The sequence below is a fragment of the Shewanella sp. KX20019 genome (assembly GCF_016757755.1).
Classification (GTDB): domain Bacteria; phylum Pseudomonadota; class Gammaproteobacteria; order Enterobacterales; family Shewanellaceae; genus Shewanella.
Genome location: NZ_CP068437.1, coordinates 2,872,518 through 2,890,905, shown reverse-complemented (window position 1 = coordinate 2,890,905; position 18,388 = coordinate 2,872,518). Strand labels below are relative to the sequence as shown.

General features: G+C 44.4%; 13 protein-coding genes. 8 read left to right on the top strand and 5 right to left on the bottom strand.

The window, feature by feature from the left end:
* Positions 1-122 precede the first annotated feature (122 nt).
* Positions 123-1,964, top strand: a complete 1,842-nt coding sequence (locus JK628_RS12650; RefSeq protein ID WP_202284937.1) for a cation:proton antiporter — start codon at positions 123-125, stop codon at positions 1,962-1,964.
* Between the two features lie 62 nt (positions 1,965-2,026).
* Here JK628_RS12650 and fadE read toward each other — a convergent pair whose 3' ends face one another.
* Positions 2,027-4,474 (bottom strand): acyl-CoA dehydrogenase FadE, encoded by a 2,448-nt coding sequence (fadE, locus tag JK628_RS12645; protein WP_202284935.1) that lies wholly within the window; start codon positions 4,472-4,474, stop codon positions 2,027-2,029.
* Between the two features lie 242 nt (positions 4,475-4,716).
* Between fadE and JK628_RS12640 the strand changes: the two genes are divergently transcribed.
* A complete protein-coding gene (locus JK628_RS12640) occupies positions 4,717-5,493 on the top strand; it encodes a class II glutamine amidotransferase (RefSeq protein WP_202284933.1) in 777 nt (258 codons plus the stop codon).
* Positions 5,494-5,561: 68 nt separating this feature from the next.
* Here JK628_RS12640 and JK628_RS12635 read toward each other — a convergent pair whose 3' ends face one another.
* Complete coding sequence (locus JK628_RS12635; RefSeq protein WP_202284931.1) at positions 5,562-6,365, bottom strand: DUF3108 domain-containing protein; 804 nt, start codon at positions 6,363-6,365, stop codon at positions 5,562-5,564.
* Between the two features lie 30 nt (positions 6,366-6,395).
* Positions 6,396-6,749 (bottom strand): MGMT family protein, encoded by a 354-nt coding sequence (locus tag JK628_RS12630; RefSeq protein WP_237524010.1) that lies wholly within the window; start codon positions 6,747-6,749, stop codon positions 6,396-6,398.
* Positions 6,750-6,935: 186 nt separating this feature from the next.
* On the opposite strand from JK628_RS12630, the gene JK628_RS12625 reads away from it, so the two are divergent.
* Entirely contained in the window at positions 6,936-7,610 is a 675-nt protein-coding gene (locus JK628_RS12625; RefSeq protein WP_202284929.1) for a hypothetical protein, read from the top strand.
* An 84-nt stretch (positions 7,611-7,694) separates the two neighbouring features.
* Here the strand turns inward: JK628_RS12625 and JK628_RS12620 are convergent, their stop codons facing one another.
* Positions 7,695-9,416, bottom strand: coding sequence for an MFS transporter (locus JK628_RS12620; RefSeq protein WP_202284927.1), 1,722 nt, complete (start codon positions 9,414-9,416; stop codon positions 7,695-7,697).
* Positions 9,417-9,716: 300 nt separating this feature from the next.
* Between JK628_RS12620 and def the strand changes: the two genes are divergently transcribed.
* The 5 genes from def (at position 9,717) to JK628_RS12595 (ending at position 17,340) form a co-directional block, all read left to right on the top strand.
* A complete protein-coding gene (def, locus tag JK628_RS12615) occupies positions 9,717-10,211 on the top strand; it encodes a peptide deformylase (protein WP_202284925.1) in 495 nt (164 codons plus the stop codon).
* A gap of 231 nt (positions 10,212-10,442) precedes the next feature.
* Positions 10,443-11,972 (top strand): translesion DNA synthesis-associated protein ImuA, encoded by a 1,530-nt coding sequence (gene imuA, locus JK628_RS12610; protein WP_202284923.1) that lies wholly within the window; start codon positions 10,443-10,445, stop codon positions 11,970-11,972.
* 23 nt (positions 11,973-11,995) lie between these two features.
* A complete protein-coding gene (locus JK628_RS12605; RefSeq protein WP_202284922.1) occupies positions 11,996-13,564 on the top strand; it encodes a Y-family DNA polymerase in 1,569 nt (522 codons plus the stop codon).
* Complete coding sequence (locus JK628_RS12600) at positions 13,564-16,737, top strand: error-prone DNA polymerase (RefSeq protein ID WP_202284920.1); 3,174 nt, start codon at positions 13,564-13,566, stop codon at positions 16,735-16,737. The genes JK628_RS12605 and JK628_RS12600 overlap by 1 nt, the downstream gene beginning before the upstream one ends.
* A 63-nt stretch (positions 16,738-16,800) precedes the next feature.
* Complete coding sequence (locus JK628_RS12595; RefSeq protein WP_202284918.1) at positions 16,801-17,340, top strand: tRNA-uridine aminocarboxypropyltransferase; 540 nt, start codon at positions 16,801-16,803, stop codon at positions 17,338-17,340.
* 53 nt (positions 17,341-17,393) lie between these two features.
* Here JK628_RS12595 and trhA read toward each other — a convergent pair whose 3' ends face one another.
* On the bottom strand, positions 17,394-18,083 hold the full coding sequence (gene trhA / locus JK628_RS12590; protein WP_202284916.1) for a PAQR family membrane homeostasis protein TrhA: 690 nt from the start codon (positions 18,081-18,083) through the stop codon (positions 17,394-17,396).
* Positions 18,084-18,388: the final 305 nt, after the last annotated feature.

The window sequence follows — 18,388 nt, the reverse complement described above, 5'->3', positions numbered from 1 at the left end:
GCTAGCCATTAATGCATCGATATACTCCTGTACAAAACACTTATCACAATAATTTTTACATTGGTTACTTTTACTTCTATGTTAACAATGTACTGACAGCAATTATTGGATAAGGATACATCATGCTAGAGCAGATCACCGCTATGCTCGCTCTGTTAGGCGTATTGTCGCTGTTTTGCCAATGGCTTGGTTGGCGGTTGAGATTACCTGCCATTTTGCCATTGCTACTGTGCGGGCTCTTGTTAGGACCCATGCTGAACTTTTTAAATCCAGACGCGATCTTTGGCGACCTGCTGTTTCCCATCATCTCCTTAGGTGTCGCGGTTATTCTTTTTGAAGGTGCATTGACACTGAATTTTAAAGAGATTAAGGAGCATGGCGGTATGGTTACGCGCCTAGTGACCTTAGGCACGGCGATCACTTGGGTTTGTATTAGTGTCGCAACGCATTATTTAATGGGGTTTGAATGGCTAATGGCGACACTGTTTGGTGCGTTGGTGGTTGTGACTGGCCCTACCGTTATTGTGCCTATGCTGCGTAGCATACGACCTAAAACAGAGCTGTCGAGTATTTTACGTTGGGAGGGCATAGTCATTGACCCCATCGGCGCAATACTGGCCGTGCTGGTGTTTGAGTATATTGTTGTCGCAGCGGATCCCACTACGCACGTATTATATGCCTTAGGCGCAATGCTCATTGTTGGCTTAGGTTTTGGATCATTAAGCGGTTATTTGGTCGGGGTTATCTTGCACAAAAACCTATTGCCTCACTATTTACGTAATACCGCCGTGCTTACTTTAATGCTTGCGGTATTTGTCGGGTCTAATTTACTGCAAGAGGAAGCGGGGTTGCTGTCGGTAACCGTGATGGGTATATGGCTGGCGAATATGAAGGGCGTTGAAATTGACGACATTCTGGAATTTAAAGAGACGCTTACAGTACTGCTCATTTCTGCGCTGTTTATCTTGTTAGCTGCGCGATTAAATGCGCAGGCGTTACTCAGTTTAGGCTGGCAGGGGCTAGTGTTGTTAGCGGTGGTGATGTTAATTGCTCGGCCGCTTAGTATTTGGTGTTGCGGTGTTGGCACATCATTATCTAGCGCTGATAAATGGTTTTTAAGCTGGGTAGCGCCGCGCGGTATTGTTGCTGCGGCCATCTCCTCACTGTTTGCCATCAAATTAGAAAAAGCTGGTGTGTCGGGTGCAGAGTTGATTGTGCCTTTAGTGTTTTTAATTATTATCGGCACCGTGGTGATCCAGAGTTTAACGGCTGGGCGCTGGGCAAAAAAATTGCGGGTGACGGCTGGGTCATCACAAGGATTACTGATTTTTGGCGCGTCGCAGTTTTCACGTGCTTTAGCTAAAATTTTAATGTCAAAAGGCGTGACAGTGCTACTCGCTGACAATAATTGGGACAATATTCGCTTGGCCAGAATGGACAATATTGCAGTGTATTTCGGTAACCCTGCATCGGAGCATGCTGAGAACCACATGAACATGAACGGAATAGGGCGGGTGTTGATTATGTCGCCTTATCGGCAGCTTAATCCTTTAGTCAGTTTCTACTTTCAAGATGTGTTTGGCGGCGAGAAGGTTTATGGACTCAATAATGGTGATAGCATTAACTCCAGAGCGAGCGCTAGGCACCAGTTGTCTGAGTCATATCTAAAACGGTTGTGTCTATTTGGCGATGCCGTGTCTTACTCTAAACTTGCAAGTTTAATGGCCAAAGGTGCCATGATAAAGAGTACAAACCTAACAGAGAGCTTTGATTACTCGATGTTTATGGAGCAGTATGGCCAAGCTGCCATTCCTTTGATTTACCTGCAGGAGGGTAAAGTTAAAGTGATTAGTGCTGCAGACACGACATTGAACCACGGTGTTGAGTTAATTAGTTTAATTCCTACCGATGCTAAACCTGCCGCAATGTCTAGTGTCGTGGCCAATATGTCTGACGCTGAGTAATACCAATAAAAAAGCCAGTTGCGTGTAGCGACTGGCTTTTAGGGTTTTAACTAACGTTTTGATTATGCAGCTTGTTCCTGTTTAGCAAACTCTAGCGCACGCGCTTTAAGCTCTTCAGGATCAAAGTCATCAACATTGATTGATTTCATACGGCCAATTTCTGCACGCTCTAACAGGGCAATCTCATCTTCGCTAAGTACGCCAAGCGCTTTACCTTCAGCCGCTATTTTATCTAACCACATAAACGGTAGGCGTTTGCCAGCGGCTTTACAGACCTTGTCGTAGATAGGCTCTGAAGCCAAGATATCTTTAAAGGTTTGTTCCTGAATACCAACAGCATTGTGCTCGCTAGGTGTCCAGAATTGGCCTTGTCCCATACGCTCACGGCTAGCACAAGGTGTTTGCATTATCTGCGCAACTTTATGATCAAGTACGTCAGTAGGGCGTTTTAGTGGACGGCCAAATGGGAAGATAACAGCACGCAATGGTAAACCAAGACCCAAGGGGAAGTTATCCAGCAGATCATCTAGTGAAGTTTGTAGCTTATGAAGTGAATCTTCAACTGCCCACTGTACTAATGGTAGATCTTCTGATTGACGACCTTCATCTTCATAACGTTTCAGTGTTGCTGACGCAAGGTATAGCTGACTGAGCAGATCACCTAAACGGGCTGATATACGTTCTTTACGTTTAAGGTTGCCACCTAATGTCGCCATTGCTAAGTCAGATAGTAATGCCAAGTTAGCACTGAAGCGGTTCATCTGTTGATAGTAACGCTTGGTTTTATCTGAGTAAGGCGCGTTAGAGAAGCGGCTTGAGGTTAAGCCTAACCAGAAGCTACGAACTAGGTTACTGGTGGTAAATCCAATATGACCAAAGATAGCAGCATCAAAATCACGCAAACCTTTGCTAGCATCTGTATCAAACGCCGATTCCATCTCTGGTAATACATATGGGTGACAGCGGATTGCACCTTGGCCATAAATTATCATTGAGCGAGTAAGAATGTTTGCGCCTTCAACAGTAATCGCAATTGGAGCAGCTTGATAGCCACGGCCTAAATAGTTATTTGGACCTAAGCAGACACCTTTACCACCATGAATGTCCATAGCGTCAATCACGCATCTTTGCATTCTGTCGGTGAGGTGAAACTTGACGATGGCAGAGACGACGGAAGGCTTCTCGCCCAAATCGATACCCGTTGTCGTTAAGGTTGTTACAGCATCCATTAGGTAAGCATTACCACCGATGCGCGCCATCGGCTCTTCGATGCCTTCGAGCTTTCCAATAGGTAACTTAAACTGGCGACGAATTCGAGCGTAGGCCCCTGTCGCTAATGCTGCGGTTTTAATACCACCAGCAGAGTTAGACGGTAGCGTGATACCACGGCCTACAGATAAACACTCAACCAGCATTCTCCAACCTTGACCAGCCATTGCAGGGCCACCAATGATAAAGCTCAGCGGGACAAATACCTCATTACCGTATGTTGGACCATTTTGGAACATACAGTTAAGTGGGAAATGACGACGACCAGTCTCAACACCTTCGATATCAGTTGGGATAAGTGCACAAGTAATGCCTAGCTCCTCTTGCTTCCCTAAAAGCTGGTCAGGGTCGCGCAGTTTAAAGGCTAGCCCTAATACCGTCGCGACAGGCGCTAAAGTAATGTAGCGCTTATTCCATGTGAGTTTCATCCCAAGGACCTCTTCGCCTTCCCATTCGCCTTTACAAACGATGCCGTAGTCAGGAATAGCGCCTGCATCACTGCCCGCTTCTGGGCTGGTTAATGCAAAACAAGGGACTTCAAGCCCTTGTGCAAGACGTGGAAGGTAATGATCTTGTTGAGCGGTGGTACCATAATGCTGTAGCAACTCACCTGGGCCAAGAGAGTTAGGTACGCCAACAGTAGAGGCCAGTTCACTGCTTAAACCAGCAAGCTTTTGCAGTACACGCGACTGTGCGTAAGCAGAATACTCTAAACCACCATATTTTTTCTTAATGATCATGGCGAAGAAACCATTATCTTTTAAATACTGCCAGATCTCTTCTGGTAGATCTGCGAGCTCATGAGACACCTGATGTTGATTGAGCATCTTACATACTTCTTCAACTGGGCCGTCTAGGAATGCTTGCTCCTCTGCACTCAACGTTGCTTTTGGGTAGTTGTGTAGTTTGCTCCAATCTGGCTTTCCTGCAAATAAGTCTGCTTCCCACCATGTCGTTCCAGCTTCAATTGCTTCCTTCTCTGTGGTAGACATTTCCGGCATGATCCCGCGATACATTTTAAGTAACGGACGAGAGATGACATTTTGTCTGAAAGAACTAAGATTAAGCGGTAGGGCGATAACAAGAAAAGCAACCCATAGTAACGGGCTAATAACTGCAGTACCTGTGCCGATAGCCATAACGATGGCGGCACCTAAGGTCGCAGTGAGTAGGGAGACTCTTAGATAGGCAAAAGCACCTATGGTAAAAATCATCGCCAGGATCCAAAGTAGGGTAGTCACTGTAATTCTCCTTTTAGTTGTGACTTATCACTTTTAGCGAGTCACTTATTTGCGGGCTAACGTCACAATTATAGTCTGTGGTCAGACCTGTGTCTCATAAAATTTAAACGTTAGCCCAATTTAATACAAGCCTTTTTCAAACAATTGTTTAAATTTTTTGTGTTAAGGGAGGATTCCACTATGGTGAGCAACTGGTTAGAATGGACTAATATGTTGTGGTTTATTGAACAGGATTAGGATTAATGTGCGAGTTGCTGGCCATGAGTGCCAATGTGCCGACCGATATTGTATTTAGTTTTACAGGCCTCGCTGAGAGAGGTGGTGTGACTGGCCCTCATATTGATGGCTGGGGGATCACTTTTTACGAAGGTAAGGGTAATCGAACATTTAAAGATGCACGCCCTAGTAGTGATTCACATATTGCAAAATTAATAAAATCTTATCCCATTAAGAGTGAAGTGGTTGTGAGCCATATTCGTCAAGCTAATCGTGGTTGTGTGTCCCTAGAGAATACCCATCCTTTTACGCGTGAGCTATGGGGCCAATATTGGACTTATGCTCATAATGGTCAGCTAAGCGATTATGAAGCGAAGTTTGCCTCTACACGGTTTAATGCCGTGGGAGATACAGATAGCGAGATGGCATTTTGTTGGATTATGGATAAAGTGGTCGCGCAGTTTGGTGATAAAGCGCCTGATGACATGCTCGCGGTTTATCGTTTTATTGCGACATTAGCGGATGAGATAAGAGCACTTGGTGTGTTTAATATGATTTTGAGTGACGGTGAGCACTTGATGAGTTATTGCAGTAATAACTTGTGCTACATCACTCGATGCGCACCGTTTGGTAAAGCCAAGCTAATCGACACCGATGTGGTAATTGATTTTGATAAAGAAACCACACCGAATGATGTTGTTACCGTTATTGCTACTCGTCCATTAACCAAAGATGAACAGTGGAACGTCTTAGCAGCAGGTGAATGGAAGCTGTTTAAGAAAGGCGAGTTACTGATAGGCTAGATTTGAACTAGACTGATAATAAAGCGCGGCTAGCTATTGGCTATCCGCGCTTTTTGCTGTGATATTGGTTATTGTTCGGTGGCGTTGCTTGACTCTGTGGCCTCTGGCTTAATAGCATCAGCTAACACAGGCGCTATTACTTGGGGAAGAACGACAGTGTCTTGCTCAAACTTATAATTTAGCAGTTGGATATCGAGTTGTTTACTGCCTTTTTCAAAGTGCGTTAAGCGTATGGGGAGGTAGCTTAGCTTGGGAGACATCCAAAAAAATGTTTGCCGTTTAGTACTGTCACGCACCACTTCAAATTTTAGGGTTTGGTAACTGCCGCTATCGATATTGACGCGCTCTTTTCCGACAATCTTAAAGCCGTAGTCATCAATCTCTCCCTCTTTGACCATGGTGTAATGCAGCTCTTCTTTATTGGCGGCCATATCGAGCCTAAATTGTAACTGCACCATGAGAGGATCAAACAGTTCAGCGTCGTAAGGGAATTTTGCTCGCTCATCTTTATAGCGGCTATGAACCACATTCTGCCCCTTGGCAAAAGCGATTTGTTCTCTAAAATTAGGCCCGGTCCCTGTTCTCTCGACAGAGTAGCGCATTGGGATCAGTTGCTTGTCTTCAAGGGTAAACTCACTGCGAATATGGCGTTGATCAGACAGTATTAGTAGACTGACATCACTGTCGAAACGGTATTTGAATGCGTTCCCACCCGCAGCCGCCAAAATATAACGCGCGCGCCCAAGTTCGATGCTGCCATAATTGACTTGATATTCAGCAGTGTGAGGAGTCAAAGGCGTTGTGTCACTGAGGGCGACATGACTCGTCAATAGTAAGCTGACAGCAAATAAAATACGTGACTTTTTAGACAAAAACGTCTCCTTAAAAGTGTTTAATGTGCTTTAAAATGGTATCGAAAGCACTAATGTTGCCATATCTGGCAGCCATTCGTGATCAGACAACTTAACTCGACCGCGATTGACAACAACCCCTTCGCTGCGTAGTAGCTCCATTTGCTCTCTATAAGGCTGAGTATGCTCGGCAAACGAGATCTTTCCTTGGCTGTTAATTACTCTATGCCAAGGTAAAGCTAGCGTATCAGGTGCAGATTTGAGCGCCTTTGACACATAACGAGCTCTACCTGGTAGCCCGGCTAAATCGGCAATTTTTCCATAAGAACTGACTCTACCTTCAGGGATCATAGACACAATATGCCATATTTGCGTCATAGGTGAAGCTTTGTTGTCGCTTGCCATTAGTCACTATCCCTTTATTTTCGATTAAATTCTATCGCTTATTTGTATCTCCCACTAAATGCGGGTTGCATTTGTTAATGCTTTATTGGTTTATGGTTGTTTTATTAATACATTGTAATATAAAGTAAAAGTTCTTGCTGAGACTTGGCGCCAAAGTAATAATAGCGCTTTTTTATGGTATATATCATGTCTGTGCAGGTCATCAAACCTTTCTTTAGCTCATTACTGTTGTTATCTACTGTTTCTGTTCCAGCTATGGCCGAACAGTATCGTCATATTGCCGACCCACTAAACCTAAGTGATTCGCTTTATGTTGGCTTCGATGGTGATGTCCTGAAAGTGGGTGGTAGTTTGGCGACGAGCCAGCAAAAATTCTCTGTCAACACCAATACTAGCGGTGATAAATGGCATTTTGGTTATCTGTACTCATCTTCTAATCAGTGGCATCTTAGAGCATCGATTGACCATGGTAAGAGCGATACACCTCAAGGTAAAGCTAGCCATTATCAGTATCAGCTGGGTTTGATGCATGAACATAAAGGCTGGTTAAACACCCAAGTGTTTACAGAGTTTGCCGTTAACCACTTAGCCGTTAAGTCTTATACCGATAGCACTGCAGCTAATGCCAGTATTACAGTGCTAAAACCGATTACCGAACATTGGTACACTGAGCTGTATGCCAGAGGTAATGCAGGTATTGATGGCGTTGAACGTTTTGATACGCGAGCTTGGTTAGCGATGGGTTATCAAGTGAATCCACAATGGTCATGGGTGGTGCGTTATCAGTATGATTGGGAAAAGCTTGAGGATATAGAAACGGATGATACCCAATGGGTATTTGCGGTTCGCTCCCAGTTTTAATGATATTTAATGTAATGGGTATTAGTACCCAATAAAAAGCCCACACTAATGAAATTAGTGCGGGCTTTAACATGCTTATTGAGGTTAGTTTGCTTGAGCTAGCTCGCTGTCAATTGCATCTTCTGCTTGTGGTGTAACGCCAAATTTATGGAAAATGATTAATCCTAACGCGGTCAGTAGACCGAGTCCGCCAATAATAAACCACATCAAATCTGGACGTTCAGCACCTTTGGCTACTTCTGAATATAGATAGCCTGATAATGGACCCGCCAGTAAAAAGCCAATAGCCGACGATACAAAATAGTAGCCCATAAACATGGCTTTTTTATCATTGGGCGCAAAACTGGCGACATATTCTTGGCTCTTTGGTGAGGCAACCATTTCCCCAATAGAGAATACTAAGATTGAAGTGAGCACCATTGCACCACCCATGACGGCCCCATGCGCAAATCCGCCAATGGCAGTACCTAGCGCTAGGATAATGGTTCCACCTACCAGTACTGGAAGGGCTTGGAAGCGTTCAACAAAACGGCTAATAAGCAGTTGCATCAGGACAATCGATAAGAAGTTAAGTCCGATTAGGTACTCAGGGTTAACTTGGCGATGTTCACTGGCCCAGCTTTGGGCGTATTGCGCTGCTAAAGCTGGACTTTGTCCAATTGCGGTCAATGCTTGGCTTATTTCGGTTGTTGGTACCATTACCTTGGCATGCACCAATTCAAAATAGGCTTGTTTCGCATTTAAGGTGCCCGCACTGAACTCTTGCGCTAAACGAGTGACTTCTGACTGAAGTAAGCTGATATCGACAGGTGCGAAAAATTGCTGCACCTCAGGGTAGTTGACTAACATCAACACCAGATCAGTGGTGTCGACAAAGTCACGGATATAGATAGGTAACGTAATAAAGATTTGCTGATACACCATCCACATACCAGACAGGATGAGTAGATAGATCACAAACGGTTTATTACCTAAACTAATTTTTTGACCATACCAAGGGGCGCTTTGCTTAGATGAAGCCAATTTGTCCCAAATAAAATGACCGCTAAACCAACATGCATAGATGATCAGTGTGGTTTCACCAGTGATCCATTTGGCGCCAAAAGACATTAATATCATCAGCGTACCAAAAAATAGTATAGCGAAGCGGGCATTACCGAGTACTTCTTGAATATCGCTGAAAACGGCCTTTAGTGGTTTACCTTTTTGGCTGTTTTGATCCGTCGGCTCTTTGTAGAATAAAAGTGCAGGGATAAAGTTAAGTCCGATCCAGAATGCAGACATAATGAATACCCAGTCCCAGCTTATTGCACGAACGTAACCGGCAATAAATGGCCCTAAGAACCCACCAATATTAACCATCATGTAAAATATGCCAAAACCTAAGCCACGGTTAGTGTCATCGGTAGTACGGGCAATGGTCCCAGTGACGACTGGCTTAAAACATGCCGCGCCAATGGCAACGCCCATAAAGGCGATAAAGAAGCCACTAAAGCTATCGACCTGACCCAATACATAATAACTGGGACACATTATCGCGTAAGAGATGAGAAACATTTTCCGGTAACCGTAACGGTCCGCGAGTGCACCTGTCAGCACAGGGAAAAGGTATAAGAAGAAAGGGATCATTCCTTGTAGTAGGCCACGCTCTTGATCTGAAAAACCTAATCCACCTTGATTTTGTGGTGAGGTCATATAAAGCGATGACAGGGCAAAAAATCCATACCAAGCGAGTCTTTCAAAGATCTCCATAGTATTAGCGACAAAGAATGTCGGGGGTAAAGGGGAGCGCACAGCTTGTGTCATATTATTATCCGTATATTTTATACATTTGCGTGAATGTTAACATAGCTATCACTAGAATGGATCGAATTGTGTGATTTCTGAGTTGTTTTACGCTAAGTAGCAGTCGTTGATTTAAGGCAATTGAGAGGGGTTACGCTACCGGCACTATGACTTATCGGGTGATTGTTGCTCTCTGTTTTATCTATTTTTCAGAGATAACAATGAAAAGTGTCTTAAGTTAAGGCGCGCCAGAGTTGCCTTTGTGGCTGATTCGGTCATAATAGCGCGAAATTTTTTAGTTAATACTAGTGTGATAATGATATGGCAGTGTTAGACATTTTAACGATCCCTGATGAGCGGCTGAAACGAAAAGCTGAACCCGTTAAGGATATTGATGCGGTGCAGGGTTTTATTGATGATTTGATTGAAACCATGTACGACACCGATGACGGTATCGGACTTGCGGCAACTCAAGTCGGTAGCTTACATGCTATTTTGGTTATCGACTTGTCTGAAGAGCGCGATCAGCCGATGGTATTGATTAACCCTGAAATAATAGAAACACGCGGTGATTTTCAAGGGGAAGAGGGCTGTTTGTCCATTCCAGGTTACCGTGCGAAAGTAAATCGCCATGAAGGCGTGAAAGTCACAGCATTAGACCGTACAGGGCAAGCATTCGAAATCGATACCGATGAGTTTCTTGCTATTGTATTGCAACATGAGATGGATCATCTCAATGGCGTCGTATTCACTGACCACCTATCAATGTTAAAACAGCAGATAGCGCTTAAAAAGGTGAAAAAATATAAATATTAGGGCCGTGCCTTAAAGTTTTTTACGCCGTAGCAAAGCATTATTTGATAACGCCCCTCAACAGAGGGGCGTTTTTTTTGGCTTGAAGATCTGCATCGAGTACTTGCGATCTCAATAAAGATAATTATACTGTATGTATGTACAGTATTTAAATTTGAGTATCATACAGCCTGTGACAAAGGCGTAGCACTTTAAATGATGAGTACGTTTTTATCACAATAGAAAGGTGGGCACATGGGGCACTCAAGCGCGAAGGCATTTTCAGTATTACAAGATAAAGAAGCGTCAGAGCAGATTGAGAATACCAGTTTCTTTAAACCTGTAACCGCCAATTCCCAGCGAATAAACGATGTCACTGACTGTGATAATAGAACTGAGACTCACTCGCTGGCTCAATTGTTAGCACGGCAGGATATCTGGCGTGGGCAGCAGTGGCAGTCACATGTGGCCTATTCGACAGGTTTTTCGTTGCTAGATGAAAAGCTTGCTGATAATGGTTGGCCGCAAATTGGTGTGTGTGAAATTTTATGTGATGGTGTTGGTCAAGGTGAGCTGAGTATCGTCTTGCCTCTATTGAAACAACTGCTAAGCCATGATGTGTCATCAACGCAAACTAATGATGCAATGGTGATGTTGGTGGCACCGCCTCACATTCCTTCGCCGCAAGCATTGTTACAACAAGGGCTGGATGTCGATCGCTTGCTCTGGATCGATACTGCAGAGCGAAAAGAGCGCTTGTGGGCTATTGAACAAGCGTTAGCGAGTGGCTGCGTACCGCTCGTATTAGCTTGGTTAGACAACTTATCGACAACAGAGGCGAGAAGACTGCAACTCGCAGCAGAGAAAGGGGAAGCCTTGTGTATGCTCTATCTACCAACAATCAATGCACAGCAGTCGCACCCTGTTAATTTACGCCTGGTGTTACAAAGAGCGTACTTTTCGGCGTTAAATACTGACGAGAGTCAGGGTAATCATAGTCAAAGCGCAAGTCTCGTCGAAACATCGATGTTGAAACTCGTGCCTAAGCATGCTGAACAGAAGCAATCCAGTTTAAGCCGATTTTCAAATAGCGATTTAGGGATGACTGAAGTCAATATTATTAAGCGCCGAGGTGGCTGGCCTAGCCCCACCTTTAGCTTACCGCTACTGCCTCCTCATTTAAAAGAAAGTCTATTGGGCGTGAGTGCTTGTTTGATTAATCAGCCTTTGCAGAGTGATGACTTGCTTGATAGTACTTCACTTAGTTATGATTTATTTACTCAAGAGCACTGCCAAGTACGGGTCGCAGCGCCTAAAGGGCTAGCGAATTATAGTACTGTCATTAATTGTCCACTACTTCCACAGAAAACGAATGATGAAGCCCTATTTGTTAATAGTTCCCATGCAATTAATAAAGATACAGCGATTAAAGTGGCAACAAGCAAGCTACGCCTTGTCGACGGGTTAATATTGGCTATAGGGACTGACGGTTTAAGTACTGACACTGTAAATATAGAGTTCGAGCGTGAAGAGCATTTACAGCTTGAACCGACACGAAGATTAAGCCTAGAACCGAGCAGTTCTCTGAAAACGCCTTTTGATGAGGCAAGGGTTCATACAATAGAACAGGTAACTCCAGCAACGGAAATATGCCACTCTAAGGTAAAGCGTCGAGCTCAACCATCGCTAATAGCCTCTTATGTCGATCCCGATAAAAAGGCGTGGGCAGAGTCCTACAAAACGCTGGCACAAGGGACGCCAATCTTACCTAACAAACTTCATTAATCGTACATCATGGTCTAATTGATATGTTATGGCTAGCAGTTCATTACCCACAGTGGGCACTGCAATACTTCCGCTATCGTAATGAGCTTAAGCAGAGCGATGAAGTATTGTTGTATGACCCTCATTCTTTACAAGTATTGGCGCTTGATGCTGGGAGTCTTAAAGCCGGAGTGACGGTAGGGATGAGCCTTGCTACCGCGCAAAGTGTAGCGCCGTCGGCGATACTCGTTGAGTTCGACATCTCCCTTAGTCAACAAGCTTCAGATTGGTTGTGCCAGTGGAGTTATGAGTTTAGTGCTCGCGTAGTGCCTCTGCGCTGCGCATTGGCGCATGATGCACACAAAGATGGCAGATCAAGCACCAAGTTGCATGTCGATGAGTTTGTCTGTAATACCCTGCTGCTTGAAGTCAGCTCCATGGCGCTTATTTTTAATGGCATTGATAAGCTTATTGAGCAATATGCTCAACGAGCCAAAAGTTATGGCTTAGAGGTATCACTTGCGACAGGTAACACGCCTTTAGCTGCCCAATTGCTAGCGCAGCAGTCTTCAGTAATGGCTGAGGTGACCTGGAGTGAACTGCTTGACTCTGATAAGAGTGATGCATTACTCAAGCAATTATCGATTGACTCACTACCTATATCAGGCTTTCTAAAGCAAAGCTTTCTCGATATCGGGGTTAACTCTTTTGCTGCATTATGTGCTCTGCCTGCTAAGGAGCTTGGGCGACGCTTTGGCCCTAAATTGCTGCAACTTCTAGCAAAAATTTCGGGCGTTTTACCACATCCGTTAATTTATTTCGAACCAGAGGAAACTTACCTGCAAAAGCTGACTTTATTGTATGAGGTTGAGTTGATGCAAGGAATTGTTTTTCCATTAGGAAGAATGTTGAAAGAGATGGCGAGCTACTTAAAGCAACGTCAATTGGCGATTCAACAGCTTAAATTGACTCTTATCTACCGTGACTGTGAGCGCAGTCAACTTGATATCATTATTCAGTACCCTTTCGCCGAACATCGAAGTGATAACTTATTAAGTTTATGCCGTATGCAATTAGAACGGATCACCCTGTATCAACCTGTGGTTGAAATGGTTATTTATGTCGATAAATTTGTGCCTATGGCGATTGCTAATGATAACTGGTTTGGACAGCAAACGGCTCAAGGGCAACGACCAGAAAAAGTATTGAGGCTGATGGCGCTACTGCAAGCTAGGTTGGGGAGCGATAAAGTGAAAGGGTTGCAAGCAACTTCGGCGCACTTACCAGAGGAGAGCTGGCAAGCCACAGTTCTATCCGTTACTGGGCATGAACATCGACCTGTTATCAATTCATTGCAGCAACTCTATGATGTTGGTCATCAGGCAACGGGCCTAAGCGTGGGAGCGTGCCGTCCAAGCTGGCTGCTGACAACGCCTGAGATGATCTCTATTGAGACAGTTGAGCTGCTTAAAGGGCCTGAAAGGTTACAAACGCTCTGGTGGCAAGAGCCTCAAATATGCCGTGATTACTATATTGCGAGTCATCATCAGGGTGGTCTATGTTGGGTATTTAAAGATGGTCGTGATTTTTTCTTACATGGCTGGTTTGGCTAATGTACGCCGAGCTACATGCTATTTCGAATTACAGCTTTCTTCGAGGGGCTTCTCATCCCCATGAGTTGGTCGAACAAGCGGCGCTATTGGGATATAAAGCAATTGCGATTACCGATGAGTGTTCATTTGCCGGTATCGTTAAGGCATATGAGGCAGCCAAAAAATATCAGCTCAAATTGCTTGTGGGGGCAGAGTTTCAATTAGCTGAAGGGCTGTTTGTGTTACTTGCCATAGATCGTAAAGGTTATGGACAGATCAGCCAATTGATCACTACCAGCCGTCGCCGAGCTGCCAAGGGCGAATATCAACTGCAGTTTAGTGAGCTAGAGCAGGGCTTGGAGCATTGTATTTTATTATGGCAGCCTGCCTCTCTTAATCCCATCCGCAGTGATCTAGGTGACTTATCACCGCAACTAGAGGCTTACCAAACAAAGATGCTTGCCATTGGTCACTCCGTTAAGCATGCTTTTGCTCAGCGCTGTTATCTGCTGATGGAGCGTAGTTTAGTCGCTGGTGAAGCATTAAAAATTCAGTTATGGACTCAGATTGCAGAGCAGCTAAACATGCCGTGTGTGGCAGCTGGTAATGTGCGTATGCATTGCGAGAGAAGACAGAAACTGCAAGATATACTCAGCTGCATCCGTTATGGCAGCGAACTTTCACAAGCGGGGGAGCGCTTATTAGCCAATGCTGAAACGGCGCTTAAACCCATTAGTGCAATATATAAACGTTACCCCAAGGTGTGGATTGATAACGCACTGCTTATTGCTGCGCAGTGTAAGTTTTGCCTCGATGAACTTAAATATGAGTACCCGAGCGAAGTGGTGCCAAGTGGTTTATCAGCGAGCCAATATTTAGCACAAGAGGTCTATAAAGGCGCAATGCGCCGCTTTAACAATCAGGTGCCAGCGAGCGTGATATCGCAGTATGAAAAAGAGCTGATCTTGATTAAAGCAATGCAGTATGAATACTTCTTTTTGACCATCTTTGATATCGTTCAATACGCCAAGTCACAGCAGATTTTGCATCAAGGGCGTGGCTCCGCCGCTAATTCTGTTGTTTGTTACTGCTTGGGGATCACTGAGGTAGACCCTACTAAAGTGAACATGCTGTTTGAGCGTTTTGTTTCTAAAGAGCGTAATGAGCCTCCTGATATTGACGTTGATTTTGAACACGAACGCCGTGAGGAGATCATTCAATATATCTATCGTAAATATGGCAGGGAGCGGGCGGCGCTGGCTGCGACAGTGATAAGTTACCGGTTTAAAAGCGCACTGGCGGATGTTGGCAAAGCATTGGGGATTGATAAGCAGCACCTAGACCATATTCAGCACAGCATTGATAGGCGTGACTCTGAAACGGATTGGTTAACCCAGCTACAAGATAAGTCCTTGGTACCCACCGAGGGGATGGGCAAATATCTATTGCCGTTAGTGCAAAGTATTTTAGGATTTCCGCGGCACTTATCGCAGCATGTTGGTGGCTTTATCATCTCCTCGGGTCCTTTAAGTGAATTGGTGCCCGTTGAGAATGCAGCGATGGCTGATAGAACTGTTATTCAGTGGGATAAAGATGACTTAGAGAGCCTTGGGCTGCTAAAAGTGGATGTGCTGGCGCTGGGTATGCTGACTGCTATCAGGAAATGTTTTGAGCTGCTTAGCACAACTCAACATCGTTTTACGATGGAGCAAGTGGAGTGGGAGCAAGCGGCTGTTTATAACATGTTACAGCGCGGTGACTGTATCGGCGTATTTCAAGTTGAATCGAGAGCACAAATGTCAATGTTGCCAAGGCTTAAGCCGCGATGCTATTACGATTTAGTGGTACAAATTGCCATTGTACGTCCTGGGCCTATTCAAGGGGATATGGTGCACCCTTATTTAAAGCGTCGAGATGGTTTAGAGAAGATCACTTACCCAAGCAAAGAGGTAGAGTCTGTATTGTCTCGAACCATGGGGGTGCCGATTTTTCAGGAGCAAGTGATTAAGTTGGCGATGGTAGCAGCGGGTTTTTCCGGCGGTGAAGCCGATCAACTACGCAGAGCAATGGCGAGTTGGAAAAAATCGGGCGAGTTACAACAATTTGAAGCTAAGCTGCTTAATGGTATGCAAAGCCGAGGTTATTCTGCTCAGTTTTCACAACAGATCTACAGTCAAATAAAGGGCTTTGGTGAATATGGTTTTCCTGAGTCCCATTCAGCAAGCTTTGCATTATTAGCCTATGTGTCTGCTTATCTTAAGTATCATTATCCGGCGGCATTTTGCTGTTCATTATTAAACAGTCAACCAATGGGGTTTTATAGTCCATCACAATTGCTCCAAGATGCACTGCGCCACGGTGTAACTGTGTTACCCGTGTGTATCAATCAAAGTCAGTGGCAACACACATTAGTGGCAATAGAAGCTGACTCAAAGGCGATCCGTTTAGGTTTTCGGCTGGTGAAAGGGCTTAATCGAAACGAGATTGATAAGTTGCTGGCGCAGCGACCAGAGCAAGGTTTTTCTCATATCGATCAGATTTACCAATTAGGCGTCGCCCGCCATGAATTGGAAACACTGGCCAGTGCGGATGCGTTTACTCAGATTGCAGGCCATCGTCATCAAGTGCGTTGGCAATTATCTGCATGTCAGCCAAGCTTGCCATTATTTGATTCCGTCCCAGAGGATGATACTTCGTCTGTAGCCGGAGCAAGTAACACACCGCAAGCGAACGGCGGATTATTTAAGGCAGCTGAAGTCGAATTAACCCGCCCGAGTATTGCCGAATCTATGCAAGCTGACTATGCCTATACTGGGGTGACTCTGGGTCAGCATCCGATGAGTTTATTACGTACAAAACCTTGTCTACAGCACTGTTTAACGGCGGAGCAGCTCGACGAGTGCCGTAGTGGTCAAGTGGTCAATGTCGCAGGTCTTGTCGTGGGAAGACAGCGACCGGGTACAGCCTCTGGCGTTACTTTTATCACGCTTGAAGATGAAACCGGTAATGTGAATTTAATTGTTTGGAGTGCTACAGCAAGGGCTCAAAGGCAGGCATATTTAGTCTCAAAAATTATGCAGGTGAGCGGTATTTTGCAGCGTGAATCTGGAGTGACTCATGTTGTTGCTGGCAAGCTAACGGATATTTCTGCAGCGCTAAATGAACTCGTAGTACATTCGAGAGACTTTCATTAACACTGCCCAATAATCCATTTTAGGCGTTATAATCACGGCGATTATTTTCTGAGGATAAAGCCATTGCAAATCATTTTGTTAACTCATGAACGAGAGGTCTCACGGCCCACTAATACAGGCCAGATTGCTTTGAAGTGTTTTCCTCAATATTGTCAGCGTATTGTTTGGGCGAGAACCACGCCAGATGCAGTATTATTAGAAAAACTACAACAGCCTGATTGCGCTCTATTATTCCCTGAAGATATGGTTGCAGAAAATAAAAACTTTGCTGAGTTACACCACACCAATAATGATGTGTCGAAGGTAGGTAGATTAGGTGAAATGGATACAAGTGATGCAATAAAAGCGTTACCATCAACCTTGGTGATCCTAGATGCTACCTGGCAAGAAGCACGTAAGATGTTGCGTCGTAGTGCTTATCTAAAAGAGGCTAAGAAATACGCCTTAACAGCGACGCATGATTCTCAATTCAAATTAAGACGTAATCAAGTTGAGGGCGGTCTATGCACTATAGAGTGCATTATGGAGCTTTTTAAACAGGCTAAAATGACATCACAAGCTGAGGCACTAGCTGCGGAGTTTGCACACATGTTGGATAAATAAAAAGGCGCATCAGCGTCTTTTAAAAATCCCTTTTTTAATAAAAATGCTCAGTGCTATATCACGGTTAAGTAAACGCATAAAAAGTGACTTATGGCTCCACCGAGTACAAATAGGTGCCAGATTGCATGGTTATAGGGAATACGTTTAGCAATGTAAAAGATGACGCCTAAACTGTAAAATAATCCGCCTATAATCAAAAGGTTGAATCCAAGAGGTGACATTCCTGCAATGAGTTCTTTCATTACGGTGACACAGAGCCAACCCATCGCTAAATATAGGGCTAAACTGAAGACTTTAAAGCGATTAATGAACAGAGTTTTAAAAAGGACCCCTCCAATTGCCAATGACCAAATGGCAATGAGTACAATATTAGCGTTTCCATTGCCAATTTCACCTTCTAAGCTAATGAGCATCAAGGGGGTGTAGGTTCCCGCAATCAACAGGTAGATTGCGCAGTGGTCTGCTACTTTTAATTTATGCTTCAAGACTTTATCTGTTGCGCTATGGTATAGGGTAGAGCAAAGGAACAACAAAATAATGCTGAGGCAATAGACCACAACGCCAGCCATTTGAACAAAGGTTAACTGCTCATAGCCCTTTACAATACACATAACCAAGCCAATCGCACCAGCCAAAACACCTAGCCCATGGCTCAAGCTGTTCGCCAGCTCTTCTTTAACGCTATAGCCTGCTCTTGCTGCTACGGGGGACTCTTGGGGTAAGGCTGATTGTTGAATAGACATAGAGCGTCAACGACTTCTGGTTAGACCACGATTAACCGCAGTGTATCAGCTTTAATGATAAAAGCTATACTTTTAGCGTACACGTGTTCGCTTAAAACGGTTATGACAATAGCACGCTTTTATCCTGAGCTATTAGTGATACAAAGCCATCAGCAACGGCAGATGTTGAACTTTTGTAATAAAGTGTTCTCTAATGGTATCAGTCGTTATTTTTTAATGGCATATTTACACTGTAGAAAAGTTTGATTTAAAGGAGCACATTGAAGAAATTTTGCGTGCTTTACTGCTAATTTGGTACGGTTTTG

Excerpts from the sequence above, each read along its gene's own strand:
- JK628_RS12650 (WP_202284937.1), top strand. The coding sequence starts at position 123 with ATGCTAGAGCAGATCACCGCTATGCTCGCTCTGTTAGGCGTATTGTCG.
- JK628_RS12640 (WP_202284933.1), top strand. The coding sequence starts at position 4,717 with ATGTGCGAGTTGCTGGCCATGAGTGCCAATGTGCCGACCGATATTGTA.
- JK628_RS12630 (WP_237524010.1), bottom strand. The coding sequence starts at position 6,749 with ATGGCAAGCGACAACAAAGCTTCACCTATGACGCAAATATGGCATATT.
- JK628_RS12625 (WP_202284929.1), top strand. The coding sequence starts at position 6,936 with ATGTCTGTGCAGGTCATCAAACCTTTCTTTAGCTCATTACTGTTGTTA.
- JK628_RS12620 (WP_202284927.1), bottom strand. The coding sequence starts at position 9,416 with ATGACACAAGCTGTGCGCTCCCCTTTACCCCCGACATTCTTTGTCGCT.
- def (WP_202284925.1), top strand. The coding sequence starts at position 9,717 with ATGGCAGTGTTAGACATTTTAACGATCCCTGATGAGCGGCTGAAACGA.
- imuA (WP_202284923.1), top strand. The coding sequence starts at position 10,443 with ATGGGGCACTCAAGCGCGAAGGCATTTTCAGTATTACAAGATAAAGAA.
- JK628_RS12605 (WP_202284922.1), top strand. The coding sequence starts at position 11,996 with ATGTTATGGCTAGCAGTTCATTACCCACAGTGGGCACTGCAATACTTC.
- JK628_RS12600 (WP_202284920.1), top strand. The coding sequence starts at position 13,564 with ATGTACGCCGAGCTACATGCTATTTCGAATTACAGCTTTCTTCGAGGG.
- trhA (WP_202284916.1), bottom strand. The coding sequence starts at position 18,083 with ATGTCTATTCAACAATCAGCCTTACCCCAAGAGTCCCCCGTAGCAGCA.